At 73.2% G+C, this 25529-nt stretch carries 19 protein-coding genes and 3 pseudogenes; 13 read left to right on the top strand and 9 right to left on the bottom strand.

Annotation, left to right across the window (positions count from 1 at the left end):
* Positions 1 to 38 precede the first annotated feature (38 nt).
* The 3 genes from yicI to NEH16_RS03855 all read left to right on the top strand — a co-directional run bounded on the left by yicI (position 39) and on the right by NEH16_RS03855 (position 4175).
* Positions 39 to 2315, top strand: a complete 2277-nt coding sequence (gene yicI, locus NEH16_RS03865; protein WP_265539206.1) for an alpha-xylosidase — start codon at positions 39 to 41, stop codon at positions 2313 to 2315.
* A 77-nt stretch (positions 2316 to 2392) separates the two neighbouring features.
* Positions 2393 to 2959 carry a TetR/AcrR family transcriptional regulator gene (locus NEH16_RS03860; RefSeq protein ID WP_265539204.1) on the top strand — a complete coding sequence of 189 codons (567 nt, stop codon included), beginning with the start codon at positions 2393 to 2395 and terminating at the stop codon, positions 2957 to 2959.
* A gap of 22 nt (positions 2960 to 2981) precedes the next feature.
* Positions 2982 to 4175 (top strand): GDSL-type esterase/lipase family protein, encoded by a 1194-nt coding sequence (locus tag NEH16_RS03855; RefSeq protein ID WP_265539202.1) that lies wholly within the window; start codon positions 2982 to 2984, stop codon positions 4173 to 4175.
* A gap of 52 nt (positions 4176 to 4227) precedes the next feature.
* On the opposite strand, the gene NEH16_RS03850 is transcribed toward NEH16_RS03855, so the two are convergent.
* From NEH16_RS03850 to xylB, 3 genes and pseudogenes are all read right to left on the bottom strand, one after another.
* Positions 4228 to 5067, bottom strand: a complete 840-nt coding sequence (locus NEH16_RS03850; RefSeq protein WP_265539201.1) for a hypothetical protein — start codon at positions 5065 to 5067, stop codon at positions 4228 to 4230.
* Positions 5067 to 6332, bottom strand: coding sequence for a VWA domain-containing protein (locus NEH16_RS03845; protein WP_265539199.1), 1266 nt, complete (start codon positions 6330 to 6332; stop codon positions 5067 to 5069). The genes NEH16_RS03850 and NEH16_RS03845 overlap by 1 nt, the downstream gene beginning before the upstream one ends.
* Before the next feature lie 85 nt (positions 6333 to 6417).
* Positions 6418 to 7906: pseudogene (gene xylB / locus NEH16_RS03840) on the bottom strand (xylulokinase).
* Positions 7907 to 8132: 226 nt separating this feature from the next.
* Between xylB and xylA the strand changes: the two are divergent.
* Positions 8133 to 9302, top strand: coding sequence for a xylose isomerase (gene xylA, locus NEH16_RS03835; protein WP_265539197.1), 1170 nt, complete (start codon positions 8133 to 8135; stop codon positions 9300 to 9302).
* Between the two features lie 56 nt (positions 9303 to 9358).
* On the opposite strand, the gene NEH16_RS03830 is transcribed toward xylA, so the two are convergent.
* The 4 genes from NEH16_RS03830 to NEH16_RS03815 all read right to left on the bottom strand — a co-directional run bounded on the left by NEH16_RS03830 (position 9359) and on the right by NEH16_RS03815 (position 12569).
* Positions 9359 to 10600 carry an ROK family protein gene (locus NEH16_RS03830; protein WP_265539195.1) on the bottom strand — a complete coding sequence of 414 codons (1242 nt, stop codon included), beginning with the start codon at positions 10598 to 10600 and terminating at the stop codon, positions 9359 to 9361.
* Positions 10601 to 10677: 77 nt separating this feature from the next.
* Positions 10678 to 11328 carry a DUF305 domain-containing protein gene (locus NEH16_RS03825; RefSeq protein WP_265539193.1) on the bottom strand — a complete coding sequence of 217 codons (651 nt, stop codon included), beginning with the start codon at positions 11326 to 11328 and terminating at the stop codon, positions 10678 to 10680.
* The gene (locus NEH16_RS03820) at positions 11325 to 12020 is read right to left on the bottom strand and encodes a DUF3105 domain-containing protein (protein WP_265539191.1); all 696 of its coding nucleotides are present in this window, start codon (positions 12018 to 12020) and stop codon (positions 11325 to 11327) included. The genes NEH16_RS03825 and NEH16_RS03820 overlap by 4 nt, the downstream gene beginning before the upstream one ends.
* 96 nt (positions 12021 to 12116) lie before the next feature.
* A complete protein-coding gene (locus NEH16_RS03815) occupies positions 12117 to 12569 on the bottom strand; it encodes a hypothetical protein (RefSeq protein WP_265539189.1) in 453 nt (150 codons plus the stop codon).
* Between the two features lie 81 nt (positions 12570 to 12650).
* Here NEH16_RS03815 and NEH16_RS03810 point away from each other — a divergent pair.
* The 9 genes and pseudogenes from NEH16_RS03810 (at position 12651) to NEH16_RS03770 (ending at position 22136) form a co-directional block, all read left to right on the top strand.
* A pseudogene (locus NEH16_RS03810) lies at positions 12651 to 13471 on the top strand (phospholipid scramblase-related protein).
* 128 nt (positions 13472 to 13599) lie between these two features.
* Positions 13600 to 15267 carry an FUSC family protein gene (locus NEH16_RS03805; protein ID WP_265539187.1) on the top strand — a complete coding sequence of 556 codons (1668 nt, stop codon included), beginning with the start codon at positions 13600 to 13602 and terminating at the stop codon, positions 15265 to 15267.
* Positions 15264 to 15770, top strand: coding sequence for a MarR family winged helix-turn-helix transcriptional regulator (locus NEH16_RS03800; RefSeq protein ID WP_073965761.1), 507 nt, complete (start codon positions 15264 to 15266; stop codon positions 15768 to 15770). Before NEH16_RS03805 ends, NEH16_RS03800 begins: the two co-directional genes overlap by 4 nt.
* Before the next feature lie 317 nt (positions 15771 to 16087).
* A complete protein-coding gene (locus tag NEH16_RS03795) occupies positions 16088 to 17707 on the top strand; it encodes an ATP-binding protein (protein WP_073965760.1) in 1620 nt (539 codons plus the stop codon).
* Positions 17704 to 18111: a roadblock/LC7 domain-containing protein gene (locus NEH16_RS03790; protein WP_073965759.1), complete on the top strand. Its 408-nt coding sequence runs from the start codon at positions 17704 to 17706 to the stop codon at positions 18109 to 18111. Before NEH16_RS03795 ends, NEH16_RS03790 begins: the two co-directional genes overlap by 4 nt.
* Positions 18108 to 18479: a DUF742 domain-containing protein gene (locus tag NEH16_RS03785; RefSeq protein ID WP_073965758.1), complete on the top strand. Its 372-nt coding sequence runs from the start codon at positions 18108 to 18110 to the stop codon at positions 18477 to 18479. The genes NEH16_RS03790 and NEH16_RS03785 overlap by 4 nt, the downstream gene beginning before the upstream one ends.
* A complete protein-coding gene (locus tag NEH16_RS03780; protein ID WP_073965757.1) occupies positions 18460 to 19074 on the top strand; it encodes a GTP-binding protein in 615 nt (204 codons plus the stop codon). The genes NEH16_RS03785 and NEH16_RS03780 overlap by 20 nt, the downstream gene beginning before the upstream one ends.
* A gap of 90 nt (positions 19075 to 19164) precedes the next feature.
* Positions 19165 to 20732 (top strand): annotated as a pseudogene (locus NEH16_RS03775) (cytochrome P450).
* 51 nt (positions 20733 to 20783) lie between these two features.
* Positions 20784 to 22136, top strand: a complete 1353-nt coding sequence (locus tag NEH16_RS03770) for a 6-phospho-beta-glucosidase (protein WP_073965755.1) — start codon at positions 20784 to 20786, stop codon at positions 22134 to 22136.
* On the opposite strand, the gene NEH16_RS03765 is transcribed toward NEH16_RS03770, so the two are convergent.
* Entirely contained in the window at positions 22131 to 25196 is a 3066-nt protein-coding gene (locus NEH16_RS03765) for a DUF4132 domain-containing protein (protein ID WP_265539182.1), read from the bottom strand. The genes NEH16_RS03770 and NEH16_RS03765 overlap by 6 nt on opposite strands.
* Positions 25103 to 25510: a hypothetical protein gene (locus NEH16_RS03760; protein ID WP_265539180.1), complete on the bottom strand. Its 408-nt coding sequence runs from the start codon at positions 25508 to 25510 to the stop codon at positions 25103 to 25105. The genes NEH16_RS03765 and NEH16_RS03760 overlap by 94 nt, the downstream gene beginning before the upstream one ends.
* Positions 25511 to 25529: the final 19 nt, after the last annotated feature.

The following is a 25529-nucleotide window of genomic DNA, read 5'->3' as shown; positions in this document are numbered from 1 at the left end:
CCCGTTCCCCCTTCCGATGCCCCCGGCAAGGAGTCCGCATGAAGTTCACCGACGGCTTCTGGCTCATGCGTGAGGGCGTACGCGCCTCCTACGCGACCGAGATCCGCGATCTGCGCGTCGACGCCGACCGGTTCACCGCGTACGCCGCGGTGAAACGGGTGGCCGCGCGCGGCGACACCCTCAACACCCCGCTCATCACCGTCGACTGCTTCTCCCCGGCCGAGGGGATCATCGGCGTCCGCACCACGCACCACGCCGGAAAGGCCCCCCGGGGCCCGGACTTCGCCCTGCCCGGCCTCGACCCGGCCGGCTCCGGCGCCCGCACCCGGCAGGACGGCTCCAGTACCGAACTCACCAGCGGCCCGCTGACGTTGCGCATGGACGCCGACGGGCCCTGGGGCCTCACCTTCCTCGACGCCGAAGGGCGCCGCCTGACCGGGATCGACGCCAAGGGCACCGCCTTCGCGACCACCCCCGACGGCGCCCACCACATGATCGCCCAACTCGCCCTGGACGTCGGCGAGAACGTCTACGGGCTCGGCGAGCGCTTCACCCCGTACGTCAAGAACGGCCAGAGTGTCGACATCTGGCAGGCGGACGGCGGCACCAGCAGCGAACTCGCCTACAAGAACATCCCGTTCTACCTCTCCTCGCGCGGCTACGGGGTCTTCGTCAACCACCCCGGCAAGGTCTCCTTCGAGGTCGGCTCGGAGTCCGTGGGGCAGGTGCAGTTCAGCGTCGAGGACCAGTCGCTGGAGTACTACATCGTCGCCGGTCCGACGCCCAAGGAGGTGCTGGCCCGCTACACCGCGCTCACCGGCCGCCCGGCGCTCCCTCCGGCCTGGTCGTTCGGCCTGTGGCTGACGACGTCCTTCTGCACCTCGTACGACGAGGAGACCGTCACCTCGTTCGTCGACGGCATGGCCGAACGCGACATCCCGCTCTCCGTGTTCCACTTCGACTGCTTCTGGATGCGCGAGTACCAGTGGTCGGACTTCCTCTGGGACCCGGACGTCTTCCCCGACCCGGAGGGCATGCTCGCCCGGCTCAAGGAGCGCGGGCTGCGGATCAGCATGTGGATCAACCCGTACATCGCCCAGAAGTCGGCGCTGTTCGCGGAGGGTGCCGCGCTCGGCCATCTCGTCCGCCGCCCCAACGGTGACGTCTGGCAGTGGGACCTCTGGCAGCCCGGGATGGCGCTGGTCGACTTCACCAGCCCCGCCGCGCGGGAGTGGTACACCGGCAAGCTGCGGCTGCTGCTCGACCAGGGCGTCGACTGCTTCAAGACGGACTTCGGCGAGCGCGTCCCGACCGATGTCGTCTGGCACGACGGTTCGGACCCCGAGCGGATGCACAACTACTACGCGCAGATCTACAACCGGACGGTCTTCGAACTCCTGGAGAAGGAGCGCGGCCACGGCGAGGCCGTCCTCTTCGCCCGCTCCGCCACGGCCGGGGGCCAGCAGTTCCCCGTCCACTGGGGCGGCGACTGCTTCGCCTCGTTCACGGCGATGGCCGAGTCCCTGCGCGGCGGCCTGTCCCTCTCGCTCTCCGGGTTCGGCTTCTGGAGCCACGACATCGGCGGCTTCGAGGGCACCCCGGACCCGGCGGTCTTCAAGCGCTGGCTCGCCTTCGGGCTGCTCTCCTCGCACAGCCGGCTGCACGGCAACGTGTCCTACCGGGTGCCGTGGGAGTTCGGCGAGGAAGCGGTGGACGTCGCCCGGAAGTTCACCCTGCTCAAGCACCGGCTGATGCCGTACCTCTACGGTGCCGCCGCCACCGCCCACCGCACCGGCATCCCCGTGATGCGGCCGATGCTCCTCGAATTCCCGGACGACCCGACCACCCGCACGCTCGACCGGCAGTACATGCTCGGCCCCGACCTCCTGGTCGCCCCGGTCTTCACGGAGGACGGGCAGGTCGAGTACTACGTCCCCGAGGGCACCTGGACCCACCTGCTCACCGGCGAGACGGTCACCGGCCCCGCCTGGCGCCACGAGACCCACGGCTTCGACAGCCTCCCGGTCCTCGTCCGCCCCGGCGCGGTCCTGCCCTGGGGCGGCGACGACCGGCGCCCGGACGGCGACTGGCTCGACGGGCTCACCCTCCGGGTGTTCGGCGAGGGGGACGCTACGACCGTCACCGTGCCGGACCACGCGGGCGCCACGGCCGCCACCTTCCGGCTGACGCGCGACGGCGACACCCTCACGGTCACCTCCGAACGCATCGACCGCCCGTACCGCGTGGTCGACGAGGCGACGGGCACGACGGGGGAGGGGAGGGGGACGGTGACGGTACCGGTGCGAGGGGCGTAACCGTTCCTTGAGCCCTCTCATATTTGCCTAAAGGTCTTAGGTACGCGCATGATGGTCGCCTGGACGAGGAGGCGACCATGGTGCGCGCGGGGCTGACCGCCGAACGCCTGACCGGGGCGGGCGCCGAACTGGCCGACGAGGTCGGCTTCGAGCAGGTGACCGTTTCGGCGCTGGCGCGGCGGTTCGACGTCAAGGTCGCGAGCCTCTACTCGCACCTGAAGAACTCCCACGACCTGAAGACCCGGATCGCCCTGCTCGCCCTGGAGGAGATGGCCGACCGGGGCGCCGCCGCCCTCGTCGGACGGGCCGGGAAGGACGCGCTGAGCGCTCTCGGCGACATGTACCGGGACTACGCCCGCGAGCACCCCGGCCGTTACGCGGCGGCCCAGCTGAAGCTGGACCCCGAAGCGGCGGCCGCCGGCGCCGGCCTGCGGCACTCGCGGATGACCCGCGCCATCCTGCGCGGCTACGACCTGACCGAGCCGGACCAGACGCATGCCGTACGGCTCCTGGGCAGCGTGTTCCACGGATTCGTCAGCCTGGAGGCCCAGGGCGGGTTCAGCCACAGCGCCCCCGACTCGCAGGAGTCCTGGACCCGCACCCTGGACGCGCTGGACGCCCTCCTGCGCAACTGGCCCGCGTAACTCCGCAACCCCAGGTGGAGCCATGAGCACCGAAACGCCCGCACCCCTCCCGTACACCACCCCCGTCACCCCCGGCCTCCTGCGCGGCGCGCTCGACGTGGAGCGCACCGAGGTCGGGCTGCTCCCGCACCGCCTGCCGCCCGCCGCCCGCGCCCAGGCCCCGGACGGCCAGATCGCCCTGGCCGAGGCCCAGCCCTCCGGCGTGCGGCTCGCCTTCCGGACCCGGGCCACGGTGGTCGAGCTGGAGGCGCGGCGCACCCGCACCGTCTACCAGGGCGTCCCGCCGAGGCCCGGCGGGGTGTACGACCTGCTGGTCGACGGCGTCCTCGCGGCGCGGTCCTCGGCGACCGGCGGCAACGTCCTCGACGTCGACATGACGACCGGGTCGACCCGGTTCCGCGACGGCCCGGTCGGGTCCGTACGGTTCGACGGTCTCCCGGACCGCGAGAAGGACGTCGAGGTCTGGTTGCCGTACAACGAACGGACCGAGGTCGTCGCCCTGCACACCGACGCGCCCGTCACCCCCGCCCCGGCCTCCGGCCGCAAGGTGTGGCTGCACCACGGGAGTTCGATCAGCCACGGCTCCGACGCCGCGAGCCCCACCGCCACCTGGCCCGCGCGTGCGGCGCTGCTCGGCGGCGTCGAGCTGGTCAACCTGGGCCTCGGCGGCAGCGCCCTGCTCGACCCGTTCACGGCCCGCGCGATGCGGGACACCCCGGCGGACCTGATCAGCGTCAAGATCGGCATCAACCTCGTCAACGCCGACGTGATGCGCCTGCGCGCCTTCGCCCCGGCGGTGCACGGCTTCCTCGACACCATCCGCGAGGGCCACCCGGGCGCCCCGCTCCTGGTGGTCTCGCCCGTGCTGTGCCCCATCCACGAGGACACCCCGGGCCCCAGCGTCCCCGACCTCAGCCGCCTCGGCGAGGGCAGGGTCCGCTTCGCGGCGATGGGCGACCCCGGGGACCGGGACACCGGCAAGCTGACGCTGCGCGTCATCCGCGATGAACTGGCCCGCCTGGTGGAGCAACGCTCCGGCGACGACCCGCAGTTGCACTACCTGGACGGCCGCGAACTCTACGGCGAGGCGGACGCGGAAGAACTCCCCCTCCCCGACGCCCTCCACCCGGACGCCGCCACCCACCTCCGCATGGGCGACCGCTTCGCGGCCCTGGCCTTCGGGGCGGACGGGGCGTTCGCAGGGCAGGGCGCGTAACGCCGCCGGACCGGCCCCCGAAGCAGGGACCGGTCCGGCGTACGGCACGGCGTCAGGCGCCCGGCGGAACGTGGGACGGGCGGCCCCGGCCCCGGGTCACCGAGTAGCCGAAGACGCCCGCCAGCGCGGCGAGCACACCGCCGCCGGCCGTCCACAGCCAGCGGCTGGTCCACCAGCCGGAGGACCAGCCGTCCTCGGGCTCACCGGCGAGCGCGACCGGGGCGGGGGAGGCGTCGGAGCCGTCCGCGTCGTCCGAAGCCCGCTCGGCCGAGGAGACCCCCGGGACCAGCGGCTTCGACAGGCTGCCGTCCACATCGACGGACCCGCCCTGGTCCTTCGAGTTCACCTCGACCTCGGTGCGCACCGGCAGACCGAGGTCGGCCTGGGCCAGGTCCAGGACCGTGAGGCGCACGTAGTAGCTGCCCGGCAGCGGGTCGTTGGCCCACGGCTCGGCGTTGGCCCGGACGGTACGCAGCACACAGGTCAGCTCGACCGCGGCGGCCTCGGCGGCCGCGGTGCCGGTCTGCTTCCCGTACACACACGGCTGGCGGCGGCGCAGCCCGTCGTACACGTCGACCTGCCAGGTCTGCGCCCCGTGCCGGGTGGCGCTCTCGGGCAGCGTCACCTTCGCGGTCACCGTGGCGCGCTGCCCGGCGTCGGCCGGGAAGACCCAGTACAGGTAGTCGCCGGTCGACGCCCCGGCGGTGGCGGTCTCGCCCTGCTGGAGCGCCGTGGCGGTACGGAAGGTGGTGCCGGCCTCCGTGGGACCCGAGGCGTCACCGGAAGCGCTCGGGCTCGGCGAGGCGTCGTCGGCCACGGCGGCCGACGCCCCGGTCAGCACGGCCAGGCCGGTCAGCAGCGCGCCCGCGAGCACACGTCTCGTACGGGACATCAGCGGGTCCTCCAGACAGCGATGCGCCAGCGTGAGATCCAGCCGAAGAGCAGGCCCACGATCAATCCGGTCAGGGTGAGCAGGCCCAGCAGCCACCAGCCGTGGCCCAGACCGAACGCGGCGACGTCCGCCGCCTCGTCGGGCGCGTCCACCACGTCGACGGTCAGTTCCAGCGGCATGCCGGGGGCGGTCTTCACCGAGGCCGGCGCCGAGAACGAGTTGCTGACCTGGAGGCACACGGTCTCCGGGGTCTGCTCGTCCTCGTCCTGCTCGGGCTTCGGGTAGCGCAGCCCGGACGAGATGGCGTCGGTGCGCCCGGTCCCGGACTCGGAGCCCCGGACGATCTCGCGGCCGTGCGTGGTCACCGCGCGCAGCAGCATCCCGTAGTCGTTGTTGACCGCGCGGTCGGCGAACACGCTGACCGAGGCGCGCAGTTCCTGCCCCGGCTTCACCTCGACCCTGTACCAGCGGTGCTCGGCGAACTTCTCGCGGTCGGTGTAGAGGCCCGGCTTCAGCTCGGGCGCGTCCGTGCAGCTGTCGGCGCCCTTGGTGGCGACCGGGGTGACCACGGGCTCCGCCGCCCGGTCCACCAACTGCTTGACACGGCCCGAGAGTTCATCGGTGTGCTGCACGGCCGTGTACGTGCCGCCGGTGGCCTCCGCGATGCAGGTCAGCTGCTGGCGGATCTTCGCGTTGGGCACCAGGCCCAGGGTGTCGATGACCAGGTGGATGCCGCGCGCCGCGATGTCGCGGGCGACCTCGCACGGGTCGAGCGGGCCGCAGGTGTCCTCGCCGTCGCTGATCAGTACGATCCGGCGGGTGGAGTCGCCGCCCTCCAGATCGTCGGCGGCGCCCAGCAGTGCGGGGCCGATCGGGGTCCAGCCGGTGGGGGCGAGCGTGGCCACGGCGGTCTTCGCCTCGGTGCGGTCCAGCGGGCCGACCGGGTACAGCTGCTTGGTGTCCTTGCAGCCCACCTTGCGGTCGTCGCCCGGATAGTCGGCGCCGAGGGTGCGGATGCCGAGCTGCACCTGCTCCGGCACCGCGTCCAGCACCTCGTTGAACGCCTGCTTCGCCGCGCTCATCCGGGACTGGCCGTCGATGTCGCGGGTCCGCATGGAGCCGCTGACGTCGAGGACCAGTTCGACCTTGGGGGAGGCTTGCGTGGGGGTTTCGCCGGCCGATGCGGGCAGCGCCGAGCCGAGCCCGGTGGCCAGGGTGGCGAGCAGGATGCCCACCCCGGCCATCAGCCTTCTTCTTATGATCATCGCCGGATACTAGTGAACATCAGTTCGCTAGCCAAAACGGCTGGTTGCCGCTGCGCGCGACGCACAGCGGCAAGGTGATGGCCGGTCAGGCGGGGCGGTCTCCACCGAGCAGCGGACCCGCCGCCCGCTCCAGTACGGAGTTGACCCGGTCCCACGCCGTCAGATCCCGCTCCACCGCCTCCAGGAGCAGGTCGTCGCCGGTCTCCCAGCCGGCCGCGACCGCCACCGGGTCCGCCCCGTCGCCGCCGAAGCGGCGAGCGCCGCCGCCCCGAGCGCCACCAGCTCCCCGGACCCCGGCACGATCACCGGCCGCCCGGACAGCCGTCGTACGGTCTCCACCCAGACGCGCCCCTGCGCCCCGCCGCCGATCAGCCGCAGCGGACGGGCCGCCACCTCGGGGTCCGCCGGGTCCAGACCGCAGGCCCGCGACAGCTCGTCGAGCGCCCGCAGCACGGTCACCACCGCGCCCTCGTAGGCGGCGCCGAGCAGCTGCCGCGGGGTCGTGTCGTGCCGCAGTCCGGTGAGGAGCCCGGCCGCCGTCGGCAGGTCCGGGGTGCGCTCGCCGTCCAGATACGGCAGGAGCACCGCCTCGCCGCCGGGCTCGGCGTCATTGCGGTCCAGGCCCAGCAGGGCGGCCACCTTGTCCACGGCGAGCGTGCAGTTGAGGGTGCAGGCCAGCGGCAGATACGTACCGTCCGCCGCCGCGAACCCGGAGAGCGCGGCCGACGCCGGCCGGGTCCGGGACGCCGCGAAGACCGTGCCCGATGTGCCGAGGCTCAGCACCGGGTGGTCGAGGAGCCCGCCGCCGCCCAGACCGAGACCGACGGCGGCGCTCATGTTGTCCCCGGTGCCCGCCGCGACGGCGATCCCGGCGGGCAGCCCCAGCGCCTCGGCGGCCGCCTCCGTCAGCGAACCGATCCGCGCCCCGCCGCTCGGCGCCACCTCGGGGAGCAGCGCCGCGTCGAGGCCGATGAGCTCCAGCAGCTCCGGGTCGTAGGCGCCGGTCGCGGTGGAGTACCAGCAGGTGCCCGAGGCGTCGCCCGGGTCGGTGACCGCCCGGCCCGACAGCCGCTCGGTCAGGAAGTCGTGCGGGAGGCGCACCGCGGCGGCCGCCTCGGCGGTCTCCGGCTCGTTCTCGCGCAGCCACTGCCACTTCGACGCGGTCATCGCGGCCACCGGGACGGAACCGGTGCGCGCGGTCCAGGCGTCGGGGCCGCCGAGCGCGGCGGTGAGGGCGGCGGCCTGGGGGCGGACCGGGTGTCGTTCCACAGCAGGGCCGGGCGCAGCGGACGGCCCTCGGCGTCCAGGACGACCAGGCCGTGCTGCTGGCCGGCGACCGCGATGCCCACGACGTCGGCCGGCGCGATCCCGGACTCCTTCAGCCCGGCGGCGACCGCGTCGCGCAGGGCCTGCCACCAGACCTCGGGGTCGCTCTCGCGCGCACCGCCCTCGCCGGTGACCGCGTGCGGGGCGCGGCCGACGGCGAGCAGCCGGCCGGTGGCGGTGTCGGTGAACGCCGCCTTGGTGGACTGGGTGGAGCTGTCCACACCGATGACGACGGTATGCGGCGGCATGGCTGACCTCATTCGCTGGTATTTGATCGTACGCAAAACAAATTACGTGATCGAACCCGTCCGGAACAGGCCCCGTTCCGGGTTCGCGACAGCGGCGCGCGGATGTCTCCGCTCCGGGGCTTTACGTCGCACGGGCTGCCCGTGCATGATTAGTCATGACAGTGAACAAATTGAGGTTCGGCCGCCCGACCGGCTGCGGACCCACGGCCCCGAAGGCGGCACCACCATGACGGAACGCTTCGCACCGACCCCCGAGGACAAGTTCACCTTCGGCCTCTGGACCGTGGGCTGGCAGGGCCGCGACCCCTTCGGTGACGCGACGCGCGCCGCGATCGACCCGGTCGACTCCGTGCAGCGCCTCGCCGAGCTGGGCGCGTACGGCGTGACCTTCCACGACGACGACCTGATCCCCTTCGGCTCCTCGGACACCGAGCGCGAGGGCATCGTCAAGCGCTTCCGCCAGGCGCTCGACGCGGCCGGCCTCGTCGTCCCCATGGCCACGACGAACCTCTTCACGCACCCCGTCTTCAAGGACGGCGCGTTCACCGCCAACGACCGCGACGTCCGCCGCTACGCCCTGCGCAAGACCATGCGCAACATCGACCTGGCCGTCGAGCTGGGCGCCACCACCTACGTCGCCTGGGGCGGCCGGGAGGGCTCCGAGTCCGGCGCCGCCAAGGACATCCGCGTCGCGCTCGACCGCATGAAGGAAGCCTTCGACCTCCTGGGCGACTACGTCACCGAGCAGGGCTACGACCTGAAGTTCGCCATCGAGCCCAAGCCCAACGAGCCCCGCGGCGACATCCTCCTCCCCACCATCGGCCACGCCCTCGCCTTCATCGAGCGCCTGGAGCGCCCCGAGCTGGTCGGCGTCAACCCGGAGACCGGCCACGAGCAGATGGCCGGGCTGAACTTCCCGCACGGCATCGCCCAGGCCCTGTGGGCGGGCAAGCTCTTCCACATCGACCTCAACGGCCAGTCCGGCATCAAGTACGACCAGGACCTCCGCTTCGGCGCCGGTGACCTGCGCCAGGCGTTCTGGCTGGTCGACCTCCTGGAGAACTCCGACTACGCGGGCCCGCGCCACTTCGACTTCAAGCCGCCGCGCACCGAGGACTACGACGGCGTCTGGGCCTCCGCCGCCGGCTGCATGCGCAACTACCTCATCCTCAAGGAGCGCGCCGCCGCCTTCCGCGCCGACCCGGCCGTCCAGGACGCGCTGCGCGCCTCCCGCCTGGACGAGCTGGCCCAGCGCACCGCCGAGGACGGCGTGGCCGGCCTGCTCGCCGACCGCTCCGCGTTCGAGGAGTTCGACGTCGACGCGGCGGCCGAGCGCGGCATGGCCTTCGAGGCCCTGGACCAGCTGGCGATGGACCACCTGCTCAACGTCCGCTGACACCAAGGGCAAAGGGGGGAGGGGCGGACGCCCCTCCCCCCTTTTCTTTCTACGTCTCAGACCGTCGCCGGGCGCGCGTACGCCACCGGGTCGGCCAGCACATCCGTCATCACCAGCGCCGCCGCGCCCCGCGCCGCGTCCCCCGCGACCGACGACGCGCGCAGCCGGCCCCCGCCGGGCGCCCAGAGCCCGGACACCACCCGGCCCGTCAGCTCCTCGTCGGCCGGCGCGGCCAGCCACGGCATCAGGTTCCGGTAGATCCCGCCGAGCACCACCGCGTCCGGGTCCAGCAGATTGACCGCCCCCGACAGCACCCGCCCCAGCATCCGCCCGGCCTCCGCGACCGCGCCGACCGCCCGCGCGTCGCCCGCCCGCACCCGCTTCTCCAGCTCCGCGACGCCGAGGCCGCCGCCCCCGTCGACCCCGGCCGCCCGCAGCAGCGCCGCCTGTCCCGCGTACTGCTCCAGGCAGCCGCGCGAACCGCACCGGCACTGCGGGCCGTCCGGGTCCACCACCACATGGCCGATCTCCCCGGCGAAGCCGTGCGCCCCGCGCAGCAGCTCGCCGTCGATGACCAGGGCACCGCCCACGCCGATCTCGCCGGTCAGATAGAGGAAGCTGCGGATGCGCTCCAGGCCGCCGAACCACAGCTCGGCCAGGGCCGCCAGATTCGCCTCGTTCTCCGAACGGACCGGCAGCTCCTGGTGGCCCGGGTGCTCGGCGGTCAGCGCGGCGGCGAACAGCTCCTCGGCCGGGACCTGGTTCCAGCCCAGGTTCGGCGCCTGGCGCACCGCGCCGCCCGAGACCAGGCCCGGGAGCGCCAGGGCCACGCCGACCGGATACAGCTCCTGCTCCCGCGCCGAGTCCAGGGTGCGCGCGGCGATCCCGGCCGCCCGCGCCAGCACCTCGGCGGGCGGGGTGCCCCGGTTGTCCAGGTGCTCGGTGAGGCGGACCCGGCCGGTGCCGGCCAGGTCGACCACGCACACCGACACGTAGTCGATGTTGACCTCGACCCCGAGCCCGGCCGGCCCGGTGCGCGCCGTCTTCAGCGCGGTCCCGGGGCGCCCGGCCTGCCCGCTGAACGTCTTCCCGGACTCGGTCAGGAAGCCGGTTTCGAGCAGCTGCTCGACCAGCGAGGACACGGCGGCCCGGGTCAGCCCCACGCGCGCGGCGACCCCGGCCCGGGTCGCCTCGCCCTCGCCCTCGTCGCGGACGGCCCGCAGCACGAGGCTCAGATTGCTGCGCCGGACGGTGTCCTTGTCGGCCTTGGGCCCCAGCGGTGTGAGGTTGCTCTTCATATCGGACCCGAGCCTATGCGATTCCGTACGTCAGTACGGTCCTGGCGGGCCGGGGCCACCCGGCCCCGGCCCGCGCCTCAGGACGCGGACGCCCCGCGCTCCTTGAGCATGTCCGCCATGAGCGCGATCTCCGACTTCTGGGCCAGGGCCATGCCCGACGCCAGGTTCCTGACCTCCTCGGTCCTCGCCGCCGAGGCCGCCGCCTGCGCCATCTCGGCGCCGGACCTGTGGTGCGCGGTCATCAGCTTCAGGAAGAGGATCTCGGCGTCCCTGCCCTTGGCCGCCCGCAGCTTGTCGAGTTCGGCATCGGTCGCCATGCCGGGCATCAGGGCGCCGTCACCGCGCGGGGTGAAGGTGTGCCCCATCCACGCCATGGGCGGCCCGGGGGAGCTCTTCGCCCGGCCCCACATCTCCAGCCAGCCCAGCAGCATGCCGCGCTGGTTGGCCTGGGTGTTGATGATGTCGAACGCGAGCCGTCGCACCGCCTCGTCCGAGGTGCGGTCCCGGACGATGAACGCCATCTCGACCGCCTGCTGATGGTGGACCGCCATGTCACGCGCGAACCCCACATCGGCCGAGGACTCGGCCGGGGCGGACGCGGACGCCGCCGCCGCGGGCGCCGACGTCGAAGGGCGTACGAAGGTGAGCGCGATCAGCGCGAGCGCCAGGAGCAGCACCGCCCCGCCGGCCAGCACCAGGGGCCGCGAGGTGCGCGGCGCGGCCGTCACTTGGCGATCCCGCCGGTGCAGGCGGCACCCGGCTCGGGGGTCTGCGGGCCCTGCACGTACTTCGTGAAGAACTGCGCGACGCGCGCGTCCGTGGCGCTCTTCACCGTGAGCTGCTTCCCCCAGGCGCTGAGCATCAGCGGCGCCGCCTGGTCCTCCACCGGGCTCATCAGCGAGTACGGCGTGGACGACACCCGCTCCTCCAGCTTCTTGAGGTCGGCGGGCTCGGCCTTACTGGTGTACGTGACCCACACCGCGCCGTGCTCCAGCGAGTGGACGGCGTTCTCCTTCGGTATGGACGCGGTGTAGACGTCGCCGTCGCAGTTCATCCACACCGGGTTGTGGTCGCCGCCGACCGGCGGGTTCATCGGGTAGTCGACCGTCTTCTCCACATGGTTCTGCGTGAGCTTGTCCCAGCTCTTCTCACCGGTGACGGGCGAGGTCTTCGCCTGGGCCTCGGCCTTGTCCTGCTCATCGGCCGCGTTCATCAGATAACCGCCCCCGACGACGAGCCCGGCGACCACCAGCACGCCCACGGAGAGCGTGATGATCCGGGAACGGCGCTCACGGGCCCGCTCCTGACGGCGGGCCTCCTCCAGCTTGGCGCGACGGGCGGCGGCGGGGTTGTTCTGCTTCCCGGGGTTCTGCTTGCCGGGGTTCTGCTTGTTGGTGTTCTGCTTGTCGGCGGAAGCCATGACGGGTCCTTCGGTTCATAGGATCGTGAGACGGACTGCGTACGGCAGGGGGAGCCGCCGCACCCGGGAACGGGCACGGGGCGTTTCCCGGCCGTCCTAGGTCCGCTGAACCTGAAGGCGCAGGGGGTCGACCTCGCCGACCGCGTCGTTGGAGGGACCCCGGATGGACCCGCCGCCGGTCAGGGGGCGGTGCGGGAGGAGCGCCACGGCCGCCGAGGGGACCGCCGCCGGGCCCGGCTGGGCGGGCAGCACGACGGGCGGCGAGTGCTCCGAGGCGTCGTGGCAGGAATCGCCCACGCCCCGGTCGCGGGGGCTGTCGGCCACCACGACCCGGACCACCGTGAGGTCGGTCAGCGTCGCGAGGGCCGAGGCGGGAGCGTACTCGGGGGAGGAGTGGGGGCGTACGGACTGGGGCGCGCAGCACGAGACGAGCGCGACCAGGACGAACAGCCAGGCGAGCACGACCGGCGCACCGGTGCCGCGCAGCCGCTCCGCCCCTCGCTCACCCTGTTCATCCCGCACATCGTACGCGGCGCGTTGAAGATTCAAGCAGTGCGCGGAAGAAGCGGTGAACCTGTGGATCAACAGGCGAGAGGATCGATTTTGGCCATGGCGGGATAGTGTGCCCCGGTGACCACGCACTCGAACGTATCTGCGGGCTGGTATCCGGATCCGCACGGCGCCCCTCAGCTGCTGCGCTACTGGGACGGTTCCCAGTGGACGGAGCACACCCACCCTGCGGGCGACCAGGCCCAGGCCCCCGCGCAGCCGCAGGCCCAGGTGGCGCAGCCGCAGCCCGTGGCCGTCCCCAGCAGGGCGCCCCGCAGCAGCCGCAGGGCGGCGCCCCCGGCGGCTCGCTCTTCCAGCAGCAGGTCCTGGTCGTGAACCAGAAGGCCAAGCTGATCGAGCTGACGAACGAGTACAGCGTCTTCGACCAGCACGGCAACACCGTCGGCTCGGTCGTCCAGGTCGGCCAGGGCGCCCTGCGCAAGGTGCTCCGCTTCCTGACCAGCATCGACCAGTACCTGACCCACCGGCTGGAGATCCGCGACGCGTACGGTCAGCCGCAGCTCCTGCTGACCCGCCCCGCGAAGTTCATCAAGTCCCGGGTCGTCGTGGAGCGCCCCGACGGTCAGCCGGTCGGCGAGATCGTCCAGCAGAACGCCATCGGCAAGATCAACTTCGCGATCATGGCCGGCGGGCAGCAGATCGGCGCGATCAAGGCCGAGAACTGGCGCGCCTGGAACTTCGCGATCGTGGACCACAACGACCAGGAGGTCGCCCGGATCACCAAGACCTGGGAAGGGCTGGCGAAGACGCTGTTCACGACGGCGGACAACTACGTCCTCCAGATCCACTACCAGCTGCCCGAGCCGCTGCTGAGCCTCGTGGTGGCGACGGCCCTCACCGTGGACACCGCCCTCAAGCAGGACGCCCGCGGCCTCGGCTGAGCCCGCTCCCGCACACCCGACCGCCCGCGCCCCTCGTCCGAGGGGCGCGGGCGGTGGCGTGTCCGGGGGTCCGGGGATCGGTTTCGATCCAGGTGTTTTACTTGTGTAATACCTGTTAAAGTAAATGAGTGAGCGATACAACCATCAGGTCCTCCAGGCCCGCCGTCCGCAGGCTCCCGCTGACCGGCCCGCTGCGCCTGAACCGGCCGTCCGACATGTGGTTCAAGCCCGCCACCAGCGTCGTCGTGGCCACCGCGATACCCAACCTGGTGCTGCTCGCCCTCGGCCGGCTCGACCTGGTGATGTACACGATGGCCGGCTCGCTCTGCGCGTTGTACGGCCACCACCTCCCGTACGCCCGCCGCGCCGGAACCGTCGCCGGGGTCGTCCTCGGCATGATCGCGGGGCTCGGCACCGCCCTCGTCGTCGCCTCGCTCACCACGTCCACCGCCGTGCTCATCGCCGTCGGCGCGCTCCTGGCCGCCGGGCAGAAGCTGCTCTGCGACGCGACCCGGATCGGCCCGCCCGGACCGGTGATCTTCACCTTCGTCAGCTCCGCCGCGCTCTTCGTCCCGCAGACCCTCGCCCAGGTCCCCGGTCACCTCGCCCTCACCCTCGGCGCGGGCGCCGTCGCCTGGCTCGTCGCCGTCGTCGCCCCCGCGCTCGTCCGCCGCGACGGCCCCGAGCGCCGCGCCACTGCCCGCGCCCTGAACGCCGCCGCCGCGCACGCCGCCGACCCCGGTCACGCCACCCGCCGCGCCGCCGTCACCGCCGTGCACGCCGCCTGGCAGACCCTCCTCGCCGCCGGCCGTCCCCGCCGCGCCCTGGAACGTCTCGTCGTCCACGCCGAGACCTCGGTCCTCGCGGGCGCCCCCGACCCCGCCGACGCCGGCCGGCTCCGCGAGTGGGCCCGGCTCACCCGCGCCCGGGGCCCGGTGCCCACCCCGCCGCCCGCCCCGGGCAGCGGCGCCGAACTCTTCGGGCTCGACGCCGAACGCGCCGCCCGCCGCGGTGCGTTCCGTACGCTGCTGCGCGGCCTCGCCCCCGGCTCCCCGCTCCTCCCGGTCGCCGCCCGCACGCTCGTCGGCTGCGCCCTGGCCGGGTACGCCTGCTCGGCGGTGGGCGTCGGCCGCCCGTACTGGGCGCTCGTCACCGCCGCCTCGCTCTACCAGGCCAACGTCACGCTCTCCTGGAACCGCACGCTCCAGCGCACCCTCGGCAACCTCATCGGCGTCCTGGTCTTCGCCGCCGTCCTGCCGGTCGCCCGGACCGCGCCGCTCGCCCTCATCGGCTTCTGCCTCCTCTTCGCCTTCTCGGCCGAGGCGCTGATCACCCGCAACTACTGGCTCGGCTCGGTCGCCGTGACCCCGATGGCCCTCCTCGTCCTGGAGTACGCGGGCAGCCACCCGGCTGGCGAGCTGATCGGCGACCGGGTCCTGGACACCGTGATCGGCGCCGCGGTCGGCTTCCTCGCCGCCGTCCTGGTCACCAACCGCCGCGCCACCGGCCGCGTCGAGCGCGCGCTGGCCGACGCCGAACGCGCCCGCGCCCACGCCGTGCGGGCCCTCGCCGCGCCGGAAGCCGCGCCCGCCGCCCTGGACGCCGCCCGCCGCCGGCTCACCGGCACCCTGGTGGAGCTGCGCGAGGCGGACGACACCGCGGCCGGCGAGTGGTGGCAGCCCGCCCTGCCCCGAGAGGCGGTGCTCGCCGCCGAGCAGGCCGGACACCGTACGCTCGCGGCGACAGCGAAACGGCAGGGACTGTTCGTCCCCGCCCAGGAGAACGGAGCGGTGTGACCGACGACATCGTCGCCTCGGTGGTCCGGCAGTGGCAGGCCGTCAACCCGGAACTGGACACCGGGCCCATGGAGCTGATCGGCCGGATCAACCGCTGCTCCGCGCTGCTCCAGCAGGCCGAGGACGCCCCGCTGCGGGCGGCCGGGCTGACCCGCGCGGAGTTCGACCTCCTCGGAGCCGTACGCCGTACCGACCGCGAACTGACCCCCGGCGAACTGGCCCGGGAGACCTTCTCCTCCGGCGCCGCCGTCACCAAGCGGCTGCGGGTCCTCCAGGAGCGCGGCCTGATCACCCGGCGCGGCGACGAGCGCGACCGCAGGGTCGCTTACGTCCGCCTCACCGACGAGGGCCGCGACCTGGTCGACGGACTGCTGCCCCGGCAGCTCGCGTACGAACGCACGGTGCTCTCCGGCCTCGACGCCGAGTCCCGCGACCGGCTCAGCGCACAGCTCAGCGAGTTGCTGGTGCAACTGGAGGGCCGCATCGGCGGCGCCCGCCGCTAGGGCCTGTCCTGCATCACTCGTACGAGCGTCTTCGCTCGTATGTGCCCCTGCATGGTCTCGCGGGGCGATTCTTCCTCATTCCTCCGCCCCGTCACTCCCCGCACACGCCTGAAGGCGGTGCGTGCAAAAACTCGTGAGCGTACTACTGCGGGAGCGCTCGCGCAGGGGGTTGGAGGAATGTGCGAAAGCGCTGATTCGATCTGACTAAGCTCACGCGCAGTGAAGCCGAGTTGAGATGAATTCGCGCGCTTGTTCTCTATGTTCATACAGGCGCCGAATCTCCGGAATACATCCCGAATCAACCGCCAGAGGTTCAGATGGCCCGTGTTGAATCACCGCCGGCCGGCCGGGAAGCCCCCGTCGCCCGCGCCCTGTTGCTGCCCGTCGTCGTGATGGCGGGCGCGACCGCCGCCGCGGCGGCGCTGGTTGCCGAGCCCGCGCGGATACCAGTCGTCTGGTGCGGAGCATTCGCCACCGTCGTGGTCGCCGCGCTCGCCGTGGAGATCGCCCGGCGCGGCCGGACGATCCGCCGCCGCAACGCCGAGTACCAACAGCGCGTCTCCGTCCTGGAACGGCGCATCGCCGACCACGACGAAGAGACTGTACGCATCAGCAAGGAGCTGCTGCCGTCCGCCATCCACCGTCTGCGCGTGGGCAATTCGCCCGACGAGGTGCTGCGCGACGTGGTGGACTCCGACCCGGTCTACCGCCACCTGCCCGACTCCCAGCGCTCCCTCGTCTACACGGTGCTCGACATCATCGACAACGAGGAGGCGACCAGGGACTCCGCGCAGCGCGCCTTCGTCAACGTCGCCCGCCGCGTCCAGGCGATCGTCCACCGACAGGCCAGCGAGCTGCGGGAGATGGAGGAGCACCACGGGCGCAACCCCGACGTCTTCGACGACCTGCTCCGCATCGACCACGGCACCGCCCTGATCGGCCGCCTCGCCGACTCCATCGCGGTCCTCGGCGGCGCCCGCCCCAGCCGCCAGTGGCCCAAGCCCGTACCGCTGTTCAGCGTGTTGCGCGGCGCCATGTCGCGCATCCTGGAGTACCCGCGCGTCGACCTGCACTCGATCGCCAAGGTCGCCATCATCGGCACCGCGGTGGAGCCGCTCATCCACGCCTGCGCCGAACTCCTCGACAACGCCACCCGCTACTCGCCCCCGCAGACCCGGGTGCACGTCACCGCGGTCGAGGTGCAGACCGGCATCGCCATCGAGATCGAGGACGGCGGCGTCAGCCTCAGCGAGGAGGCCCGCGCCCGCGCCGAGAACATGCTCGCCAGGGCCCAGGCCGGATCCAGCATGAACGACCTCGGCGAGTCCCCGCGCCTCGGCATGGCCGTCGTCGGCCGCCTCGCCCGGATGTACGACCTCCAGGTCTCGCTGCGCCAGTCCGCGTACGGCGGCGTGCGCGCCGTGCTCATCGTGCCCCGCGCCATGATCACCACAGGACCGGCCCCCGGCATCGCCCACGGCATCGGCGCCACCTCGCGGCCCACCAGCGATATCGACCTCGCCGACATGAAGCACGTCGTGCCGCCGCGCGGCAAGCGCCGCAAGCCGAGCCCCGTCGCCGCGCGCCCCGCGACCGGCCCGGTGGTCTCCGAGCCCCGCCCGGCCGCCCCGGTCACCCCGGCCGTCGCCATGCAGGACGACGTGCCCGTGGTGACCGAGTGGACCGCCGGCGGACTCCCGCAGCGCCGCAGCCGGGGCCGCGCCCCGCTCGGCTCGCACAACCTTCCCGCACAGGCCGCCGACCCCACCGCCGGCCGCACCAACGGCCACGGCCACGGCTACGGCCAGGACAACAGCAAGGAACCGCCCCCCGGCATCTGGCTGGAGGCGTTCACCAAGGCCGCCAACGGTGTGCCCCAGGAGCCCAGGGCGGACGAAGACTCTGACGACGCGTGGGACAAGGGAGATCAGCGGTGATCCAGCAGCGGGGCAACATGGACTGGATGCTCAAGGAGCTCGCCGACGACGTCCCGGACGTCCACCAGATCGTCGTGCTCTCCGCCGACGGACTGCGCATCGCCCAGCACGGCGGCGACCCCGACGTCGCCGACCGGCTCGCGGCGGCCTGCGCCGGCCTCCAGAGCCTGGCGGCGGCCGTCGCCTCCGAGATCCCGTACAGCGACGGCCGGATGAGGCTCGTCGTCATCGAGGTCACCGGCGGCTTCTTCTATCTGATGGCCGCGGGCGCCGGTGCCTACCTCGCGGTGCTCGCCGGCGAGACGGTGGACGCCGGGCACGTCGGGGCGCGGATGCGCGACATGGTCGTACGCATCGGCGGCCACCTCACGAGCCCGCCCCGCCACGACGGGCAGGCCGGATGAACTCTCCCCGACGAGAACGCCGCAAGACCGACCCGGCGCTGAGCGATCCGGAGAGGCTCTACGTCATCACCGGCGATCCCGACGGCAGCGAGCGGGCAGCGCTCGACCTGGTCACGATGATTGTCTCGAAGTCGGAACCGTCACCGACGGTCCAGCCCGAGCAGGCCGTGATCCTCCGGCTCTGCCAGGCCCCGTTATCCGTCGCGGAACTCTCCGCCTACCTCAGCCTGCCGTTCAGCGTGGTGACTTCGCTCCTCACCGAACTCCTCGCCACCGGTCTGATCGAATCGCGCGCGCCGATCGTCCGCGCGACCCTCCCGGACCGTTCCCTCCTCGAAGCGGTGATGCATGGACTTCAGAAACTCTGACACGATCACGGGCCCCCGCAGCGAGGACGTCCTGCCCACCACGGCCACCGCCGCGGTGAAGGTCGTGATCGTCGGAGGGTTCGGGGTCGGCAAGACGACCATGGTCGGTTCGGTCAGCGAGATCCGGCCGCTGACCACCGAAGAGACGATGACGCAGGCCGGCGTCGGCGTGGACGACAACTTCGGTGTGGAGAGCAAGACCGCCACCACCGTCGCCATGGACTTCGGCCGGATCAGCATCAGCGAGGAGCTGATCCTCTACCTCTTCGGCACCCCCGGCCAGGAACGCTTCTGGTTCCTCTGGAACGGCCTGTTCGAGGGCGCGCTCGGCGCCGTCGTCCTCGTCGACACCCGCCGGCTCGAAACCAGCTTCGACGTCATCGGGCGCCTGGAGGAGCGCGGAGTGCCGTTCGTCGTCGCCATCAACACCTTCCCCGAGGCCCCGACCCACCCCGTCGAGGCGCTGCGCGCGGCCCTGGACCTCCCGGCCGAGGTCCCGATAGTCGACTGCGACGCCCGGCTGCGCGGCTCCAGCCGCGATGTGCTGATGACCCTGATGCGCTACCTGCACGGCATCAGCCGCCCGGTCGGCTGATCCGCCGGCGCCCCCTTCCCGAATCCGTTCCGCGCGTCCCCACCGCGCCCCCGACCGTCAGGCCCTCGCGGCCCGACCCCTGGAGCGATCGTGACAAGCCCCTTCCCCTACGAGCACGGCCCGGTCCCGCCCCCGAGTGCCCGGCCCACGGCCTGGGCGTCGGGCCCGGCGGCCTGCGCCGGCTCTACGGCCCCGAGGCCGAGCAGGACCCGCACGGCCTGTACGAGAAACTGCGCGCCGAACACGGCACGGTGGCCCCCGTCCTGCTGCACGGCGACGTGCCCGCCTGGCTGGTCCTCGGCCACAGCGAGAACCTGCACATGACGCGTACGCCCTCGCAGTTCTCCCGCGACTCGCGCCGCTGGCGGGCCCTTCAGGACGGCAGCGTCGCCCCCGACCACCCGCTGGCCCCGATCTTCACCTGGCAGCCGATCTGCGTCTTCGCCGACGGCGCCACCCACGAACGCCAGCGCGGCGCCGTCACCGACTCCATGGCCCGCATCGACACGCGCGGCGTGCGGCGCCACGTCAACCGGTACAGCAACCGGCTCGTCAACGACTTCTGCCGGGAGGGCCGCACCGACCTCGTCGCCGAGTTCGCCGAACGGCTGCCCATGATGGTCATGTGCGCCATCCTCGGCATGCCGGAGGAGTACAACGACCGGATGGTCGAGGCGGCCCGCGACATGATCAAGGGCACCGCCACCGCCGTCCAGAGCAACGCCTATGTGGTGGGAGCGCTCACCCGCCTCGTCGAGCGCCGCCGCCGCGAACCGGCCGACGACTTCGCGACCTGGCTGGTCGAGCACCCCGCGAACATGAACGACCAGGAGGTCGCCGAGCACCTGCGGCTCATCCTGATCGCGTCCTACGAGGCCACCGCCAACCTGATCGCCAACGTCCTGCGCATGGTCCTCACCGACCCGCGCTTCCGGGCCCGGCTCAGCGGCGGCCACATGACCGTCCCCGAGGCGGTCGAGCAGACCCTGTGGGACGAGCCGCCGTTCACCGCCGTCTTCGGCCGCTGGGCCGTCGGCGACACCGAGCTGGGCGGGAAGCACATCAAGGCCGGCGACGCCCTGATCGTCGGCATCGCACCGGCCAACACCGACCCCGTGGTCCGCCCCGACCTGACCGCCAACATGGAGGGCAACCGCTCGCACCTCGCGTTCAGCGGCGGCCCCCACGAGTGCCCCGGTCAGGACATCGGCCGCGCCATCGCGGACGTCGGCGTGGACGCCCTCCTGATGCGGCTGCCCGACCTCGAACTCGCGGTGGACGAGAAGGAACTCCAGTGGGTCGGCAACTTCATGAGCCGTCACCTGGTGGAGCTGCCCGCCGAATTCGCCCCGCGCTCCCCGCAGGACGACCGTGAGCCGCCCTCCATGGGCCGGCCCAACGCGGCCCGCCAGGACTGGGAGGTCCAGTCCGCCGTACGGCACACCGCCCCGACCCCGGTCCGCGCCCCCCTGGACGGGGCCCACGCGCCGTCGACCGGCGCCCCGGCCGGGGCGACCGCGACGGTCGACGGATCGGCGGACGCGCTGTCCGGCGCGACGGGCGACGACACGGCCGCCGGCCGCGTCCCGCGCCAGCGCAAGCCCGGCGGGCCCGCCCGGCTCTGGCGCGTCGTGACCCGCTGGTGGAACGGCGACTGAGGTCTCATGGGTACGGGGCGCCCCCGGGGGCGCCCCGTACCATGCGGAAGCGTGAAGCTGACAATTCTGGGCGGCGGCGGATTCCGGGTTCCACTGGTGTACGGGGCGCTGCTCGCCGACCACGCCGAGGGCCGGGTCACGGCCGTCACCCTCTACGACACGGACCCCGACCGGCTCACCGCCGTCGCCCGGGTCCTCGCCGAACAGGCCGACGGCATCCCGGACGCGCCCGCCGTCCGCGCCACGACCGACCTGGACGAGGCCCTGCGCGGCGCCGACTTCGTCTTCTCGGCGATCCGGGTCGGCGGGCTCGCGGGCCGGGCCGCCGACGAACGCGTCGCACTCGACGAGGGCGTCCTCGGCCAGGAGACCGTCGGCGCCGGCGGCATCGCGTACGGGCTGCGCACCGTCCCGGTCGCCGTCGACCTGGCACGGCGCATCGCCCGGCTCGCCCCGGACGCCTGGGTCATCAACTTCACCAACCCGGCCGGGCTCGTCACCGAGGCGATGTCCCGGCACCTGGGGGACCGCGTCATCGGCATCTGCGACTCCCCGGTCGGCCTCGGCCGCCGCATCGCCCGGGTCCTCGGCGCCGACCCGGACCTGGCCCGCGTCGACTACGTCGGCCTCAACCACCTCGGCTGGGTGCGCGGGCTGTACGTCGGCGGCCGCGACGAACTCCCGCGCCTGCTGGCCGACCCCGGACTGCTCGGCTCCTTCGAGGAGGGCCGGCTGTTCGGCGCCGACTGGCTGCGCTCGCTGGGCGCGATCCCCAACGAATACCTGCACTACTACTACTTCAACCGCGAGGCCGTCCGCGCCTACCAGGACGCCGCGCAGACCCGGGGCGCCTTCCTCCGCGAGCAGCAGGAGGGCTTCTACGGCCGGATGAAGGACCCGGCGACCCCCGCCCTGGCCACCTGGGACCGCACCCGGGCGGAGCGCGAGGCGACCTACATGTCGGAGAACCGGGACGTCGCCGGGGCCGGTGAGCGCGAGGAGAGCGACCTGGAGTCCGGCGGCTACGAACAGGTCGCCCTCGCCCTCATGCGCGCGATCGCCCGCGACGAGCGGACCACCCTGATCCTCAACGTCCGCAACCGGTCCACCCTTTCGGTCCTGGACGCGGACGCCGTGATCGAGGTCCCCTGCCTGGTCGACGCCAACGGCGCCCGCCCCGTCTCCGTCGACCCGCTGCCGTATCACGCGGTGGGCCTGGTCACCTCGGTGAAGGCCGTGGAGCGCGCGGTGCTGGACGCGGCGGCGAGCGGATCGCGCGCGGACGCGGTCCGGGCCTTCGCCCTGCACCCCCTGGTCGACTCGGTCTCCGTCGCCCACCGCCTGGTGGACGGCTATGTGAAGGCGCATCCGGGGCTGGCGTATCTGGGGGCCGTACGGTCATGACGCGGCGTCCTCGGTGAGCGCGGTCAGGTCGGCCAGCAGCTCGGACGCGGTCACCGCGTCCAGGCCGTCGAACCGCAGCTCGTGGGGGCGGCCGGGCCAGTAGTCGGACGGTTCGGCGTCGAGCCAGACGGTCTCCAGGGTCTGCTCCGGGTAGACGTCGACCGCGCCGACCGCGATGCCCTCGGCGAGGGCGATCACCAGGTGGCGGTCGTCGCCCAGCGGCTTGGAGATCCAGCGCTCCACGCCGTTGTCCTCGGGATTGCCCCGCCGCCAGCCGTACCGTTCCAGGCCGAGGACCTTGCCCGTGGGCACCTTGATCCCCTCGAACCGCGTGAGGCGGTGACCGGCGGCCTCCTGCTCGGTCAGCGCGCACACCCGGCGCCCGAGCTGGGGGAACGGCTGCACGATCGCGTACTCCGCGAACACCTCCGCCCAGGCGGCCACCGCCTCGCCCAGCCGCAGCGGGTGCGGCAGCCGCACGGTCGCCCCCTCGGGCAGGGCGAACGCCTCGCCCCCGACACCGGCGAAACCGCGGTCGTCCGCCACCCGGAACGCCGTGGTCACCCCGTCCGCCTCGCTCAGCCACACCAGCCGGCGCGCCAGGTGCCGCACCAGCGGGTGGCCGACGAACAGCTCGGTGAACTCCCGTGCCGTCCAGGAGCGGTCCGCCAGCATGGCGGCCTCCAGTCGGCGCACCTGGTCGGAGGCGATCGCCCGCACCTCCTTCTTCAGGGCCGAGAACCGCTTGCGCTCGGCCGGGGCCAGCTCCGCGTCGTCCCGCGCCCCCGGCTTCGGCAGGTCCTTGCGGAGCTTGCCGTCGCCGTCCCGGACGTAGGGCCGCAACTGCTCGTCGAAGCCCACGGTGAACGTCCGGCTGCCGAAGTCCACGACGGTGGAGCCGTCCGCGTCCAGGCCGAGGTCCGGGACCAGCCGGTCCGACAGCTGCTCGCCCGTCAGGCCGAGGCCCGCCGCCACCTCGTCGATCTTCTCGGCGGCCCGCACCTTCAGCGCCTTGAACCTCACGCGCTGCGCGAGGGTGTGCAGCTGGAGCAGGGCCGCGTCGCTGCCGATCTCCGCCAGGACGTCGAGCCCCTCCACCGCGCGGTGATGGGCGTTCTCGCCGGGCCAGGCGCGGATCACCGGGGCCAGCCGGTGCACGGTCCCGTCGTCGCCCAGCACACCCAGGGCACGCAGCGTCCACGCCCCCTCGGCGGGCAGGAGGGCGGCGCGCCACTGCTCGAACAGCGCCCAGGCGAAGTCGGCGGCCGATGCCGGGTCCACCACCCGGAGCGCCTCGGCGAGCCCCGGATACGGCTCGCCGGGCCGGGACAGGGCGAGCATGGTCAGCAGATGGCGGACGGACTCCGTCGGCAGCGCCCCGCCCGACGCCACCGCGATCTGCGGCAGCAGCACCGGGTCGGCCCACTGCTGCAGCTCCGGCATCTCGGCGGGCAGGGCCCGCTCCAGCGGATCCGCGACCAGCAGCCCGGCCACCGCGTCCGCCGCCTTCCCGCCGTACCCCTCGGCGGCCTCGCGCACCACCGCGTCGCCGTGCAGTCCGGCGATCAGCAGCAACGCCTGCTCGGCGGCGCGCCGTGGAGCCCCGGCCTTCCCGACCGCGTCCGGCACGAGCAGCGGCGCCGCCCGCACCCCGTGCCGCTCGAACCACGAACGGGCGACGGAGGCCGTGGACTTGAGGCGCACCGCCCAGTCGGCCATGAGCCGGGCGACCCGGGCGTCGACGTACGGCATCAGCAGTGGGGCGAGCGAGCTGGGGCGGCGCGGTGCGACGCGGAGCAGCAGGGGCAGGGCGCCGAGGCCGAAGCGGGCGGCCACCGGCTTCAGCGTGTCGGCGGCCTCCCACACATCGGTCGGGTCCCAGGCGTCGAGCAGGGGTGCGACCCGCTCCTCGGGCCCGTGGACGTAGACCCAGGCGGGGCGCAGGTCCGCCGCGTCGAGCCCGTAGCGGAGCGAGTCGAGCGTCTGCTCCCAGTCGTCCACCGCCTCGCACCGGGTGTACCAGCTGCTGGTGGCCGCCCACTCCTCCCGCTCACCGGCCTGCCACAGCACGGCCTTCCCCTCGTCCGGCGTCAGGCCGGTGACGGTGACGGGACGCGTCGCGGTCCGCTGCCGGGTCCACGGCGGCGCGGTGAGTACGGCGGGAAGGGCGTCGGCGGGCGCGTCCGCGATGCGGCCGGCCGGGTTCAGCAAAGGCTCCACGACGGCCGCGAGACCGTCGTCCAGCGTCGGCAGCACCCGCTCCACGAGGGGGCGGTGCCGGGCGATGTGCGTGCGGAGCAGGCCGGATGCCGAGGCAGCCGGGAGGTCCGCCCGGTCGCGGGTGTCCGCGGCGAGCAGCCGCAGCGCACGGGCCGGGAAGCGGTCCATCGCCTCCAGGAGGACCGGGCGCACCTGCTTGTTGTCCGCGAGGGCGAGCAGCGCGCCGAAGGCGTCGTCCGTGGGGAACTCGACCAGCGCCCGGGCGAGCTTCCGCCGCTCCTCCCCGTAGAAGTACCCCGTCCTCAGCGACTCGGCGAGCAGCGGGGCCAGCGAGTTGCCGATGCCCTCGGCGGCCGTGGCGATCGATTTCGGGCTCCGGTCGAAACCGGTGATCCGGGGGAAGAGGGCCGCCTGGTCCGGTGAGCCGAGCGTGCAGAGGATCAGGGAGCCGAGCGCGACGTCCTGTTCGCCGGTCGCTTCCGGGTCCGCGCACAGGGCGGCCACCCACTCGGCCTCGCTGGGCGCCAGGTAGGCCGCGATGATTCTCCGGTGCGCGTCGGTCCGGGAGCCGGAGAGCGCGTCGACGGTGGCCCGGTACGTCTCGTCGTCGGCGGCGGCGAGCAGGGACCGGACCCGGTCGGCGGCCTGACGGCGGTACTCGGTCGGGTGGGTGCCCCGTGCGCGGGAGAGCCTTTCCAGCCACGCGTCGTAGCGGCGGGGACCGCTCTGCATCCAGTGCGGCTCGATCATGAACAGTTCCACCGCGGCGCGGGCCGCGAACGGCAGCCCGTGCAGCCGCACCCAGCTGTCCGCCCAGGCGTTCCCGGGTGGGGCGTACATCCCGACCATCGCCGCCACCGCGGCTGCCCCGGCGGGGAGGGGTCCCCGTCCAGATGGCGTCGGACCTCGGCCACCAGGGCGGCGTCGCTGCGCGGCGCGTCCAGATACTCCTGGATCCAGGCGTGCTCCTCGGCCGTCCGCTCCGCGACCGCGTCGACCAGCTTCCCGTCCACCCGCAACGGCTTCCTCGCGATGCCCCCGCGCCGGGGATGGACCAGGCGCCGCCAGCTTTCCGGGAAGACGAACGTGTCCTCGTCCGCCCCGGTCTCCGCGAACCGCGACGCACCGCCCTCGAAAGGCTCCACAGCACGCACAGCCCCGCCCCCTTCACAC

The sequence above is a fragment of the Streptomyces drozdowiczii genome, assembly GCF_026167665.1.
Classification (GTDB): domain Bacteria; phylum Actinomycetota; class Actinomycetes; order Streptomycetales; family Streptomycetaceae; genus Streptomyces; species Streptomyces drozdowiczii_A.
This window is presented reverse-complemented; position numbering and strand designations above follow the sequence as displayed.

Coding starts and splice junctions, on each gene's coding strand:
- NEH16_RS03765 (WP_265539182.1), bottom strand. CDS start 25,196: ATGTACGCCCCACCCGGGAACGCCTGGGCGGACAGCTGGGTGCGGCTG.
- yicI (WP_265539206.1), top strand. CDS start 39: ATGAAGTTCACCGACGGCTTCTGGCTCATGCGTGAGGGCGTACGCGCC.
- NEH16_RS03855 (WP_265539202.1), top strand. CDS start 2,982: ATGAGCACCGAAACGCCCGCACCCCTCCCGTACACCACCCCCGTCACC.
- NEH16_RS03860 (WP_265539204.1), top strand. CDS start 2,393: ATGGTGCGCGCGGGGCTGACCGCCGAACGCCTGACCGGGGCGGGCGCC.
- NEH16_RS03820 (WP_265539191.1), bottom strand. CDS start 12,020: ATGGCTTCCGCCGACAAGCAGAACACCAACAAGCAGAACCCCGGCAAG.
- NEH16_RS03785 (WP_073965758.1), top strand. CDS start 18,108: ATGAACTCTCCCCGACGAGAACGCCGCAAGACCGACCCGGCGCTGAGC.
- NEH16_RS03850 (WP_265539201.1), bottom strand. CDS start 5,067: ATGTCCCGTACGAGACGTGTGCTCGCGGGCGCGCTGCTGACCGGCCTG.
- NEH16_RS03795 (WP_073965760.1), top strand. CDS start 16,088: ATGGCCCGTGTTGAATCACCGCCGGCCGGCCGGGAAGCCCCCGTCGCC.
- NEH16_RS03780 (WP_073965757.1), top strand. CDS start 18,460: ATGGACTTCAGAAACTCTGACACGATCACGGGCCCCCGCAGCGAGGAC.
- NEH16_RS03830 (WP_265539195.1), bottom strand. CDS start 10,600: ATGAAGAGCAACCTCACACCGCTGGGGCCCAAGGCCGACAAGGACACC.
- xylA (WP_265539197.1), top strand. CDS start 8,133: ATGACGGAACGCTTCGCACCGACCCCCGAGGACAAGTTCACCTTCGGC.
- NEH16_RS03845 (WP_265539199.1), bottom strand. CDS start 6,332: ATGATCATAAGAAGAAGGCTGATGGCCGGGGTGGGCATCCTGCTCGCC.